At 40.9% G+C, this 1840-nt stretch carries 3 protein-coding genes; all 3 read right to left on the bottom strand.

Annotated features, from left to right (window positions below; all coding sequences use genetic code 11):
* Positions 1-312, bottom strand: a 312-nt coding sequence (locus tag A9G24_RS05910; protein ID WP_141673089.1) for an IS3 family transposase, incomplete at its 3' end; no start/stop codon positions are given.
* A 20-nt stretch (positions 313-332) separates the two neighbouring features.
* Positions 333-590 (bottom strand): transposase, encoded by a 258-nt coding sequence (locus tag A9G24_RS05905; protein ID WP_065637205.1) that lies wholly within the window; start codon positions 588-590, stop codon positions 333-335.
* Positions 591-888: 298 nt separating this feature from the next.
* Positions 889-1840: IMP dehydrogenase (gene guaB, locus A9G24_RS05900; protein WP_176701166.1), on the bottom strand; the 952-nt coding region annotated here is incomplete at its 5' end.

Below are 1840 nucleotides of genomic sequence, written 5' to 3'. Positions count from 1 at the left end.
AACCAATAGCTTTTCTGGTGTTCGTTGGGGGATACGTTTTTTACGTTTAGCTCTAATATTAAGTTTTAACTCACAATACACCCGATACACCCGTTTATGATTCCATTTATAGCCGAGCTTTCTGATGCGATTAAAACATTTGGGAAAGCCCCAGCGTAAATGCCGGTCTGTGATAGCATTCAACACCGAAATAATCACCGAATCATCCGGTAACTTAGGTTGATGATAGTAAGCACAACGGCTTAAGCCAACAATGGCACAACTCATAGCAATAGTAACTGAATGATTTTGTTGTAGTTGCTGTGCCCACATTTTACGTACCTTTGTGGGCACTAAAGCTTTTTTATGATTTCTTCCTGAAGCTGGGATTTTAAGCTCAGTTCGGCAAACATCTGTTTAAGTTTACGGTTTTCGGCCTCAAGCTCCTTTAAACGTTTAATATCAGAGGTTTCCATTCCGCCGTATTTTTCTCGCCATTTATAGAAAGTTGAATTTGCCATGCCATATTTACGGCAGAGTTCCTTGACAGGAATACCTGCTTCAGCTTCTTTTAAAATAGCGACGATTTGATGTTCAGTCATTTTTTTCATAATTGAATCCTCTTTTACTTTTATCATAGAGAATTTTCTACTTTTTTGCTGTACTATTTTAGGGGATAGTTACAGTTTTAATCCAGGATTATAAACAAAAAAACAAATAAAATCAATGATAACCTGAGTTTTTTTGATAATGTAGGGGCTGGGTGGCGATGTTTAGCTATAATTGAGCGGTTGGGTTTCGGACATTGTCATTATTGCGATTTATTCAACCCAAAACATCTGAAAGCTAACCGAACCCCAAGTTATAAAAATATAAAATAAAAAGAGGGACATCCCCCCTTTTTTATGCTCATGCTCTATAATTAGGTGGCTCTTTGGTAATTAGTACATCATGTACATGACTTTCTTTCATTCCTGCACCAGTAATACGATAGAATTTGGATTTAGTTCTTAATTCATCAATTGTTGCGCAGCCAGTTAATCCCATGCAAGATCTTAATCCCCCCATCTGCTGGTGAACAATCTCTTTTAATGGCCCTTTATAGGCAATGCGCCCTTCTATACCCTCTGGTACAAGTTTGTCGGCAGCATTGTCAGTTTGGAAGTAGCGATCAGAAGATCCTTTTGCCATTGCGCCAAGCGATCCCATTCCGCGATATGATTTATACGCTCTACCTTGGAATAGTTCAATTTCGCCTGGGGCTTCTTCCGTACCGGCAAACATTGATCCAACCATCACACAAGAAGCACCTGCTGCGATAGCTTTGGCGATGTCACCTGAATAGCGAATTCCACCATCTGCAATAACAGGAATATTATGTTTTTGTGCCACTTCAACAGCGTCCATAATAGCACTAATTTGCGGTACACCAACGCCAGTAACAATGCGTGTTGTACAAATTGAGCCGGGACCAATCCCCACTTTAACAGCGCTAACGCCTGCATCAATAAGGGCTTTAGCGCCTTCACTGGTAGCTACATTACCGCCAATGATTTGTAAATCAGGATAAGCATTTCTTGCTTGGCGAATACGTTCAAGCACACCTTGCGAATGGCCGTGTGATGAATCAATTAATAATACATCAACACCCGCTTCAACTAATGCAGCAATGCGTTCTTCGTTCCCTGCTGCTGCGCCAACAGCGGCACCCACGCGCAAGCGCCCTTTATCGTCTTTACAAGCATTAGGCTTTTGTTCCGCTTTATTGTAATCTTTAACGGTGATCATGCCTTTTAGGTGGAATCGAGCATCAACCACAAGGACTTTTTCAACACGGTGTTCATGCATTTTTTGCAGTACG

Origin of the sequence: Gilliamella sp. App6-5 (assembly GCF_001690525.1) — a bacterium.
Lineage (GTDB): Bacteria > Pseudomonadota > Gammaproteobacteria > Enterobacterales > Orbaceae > Gilliamella > Gilliamella apicola_H.
Note: the sequence above shows the minus strand (reverse complement) of the source record. Positions and strands in the feature narration are given on the sequence as shown.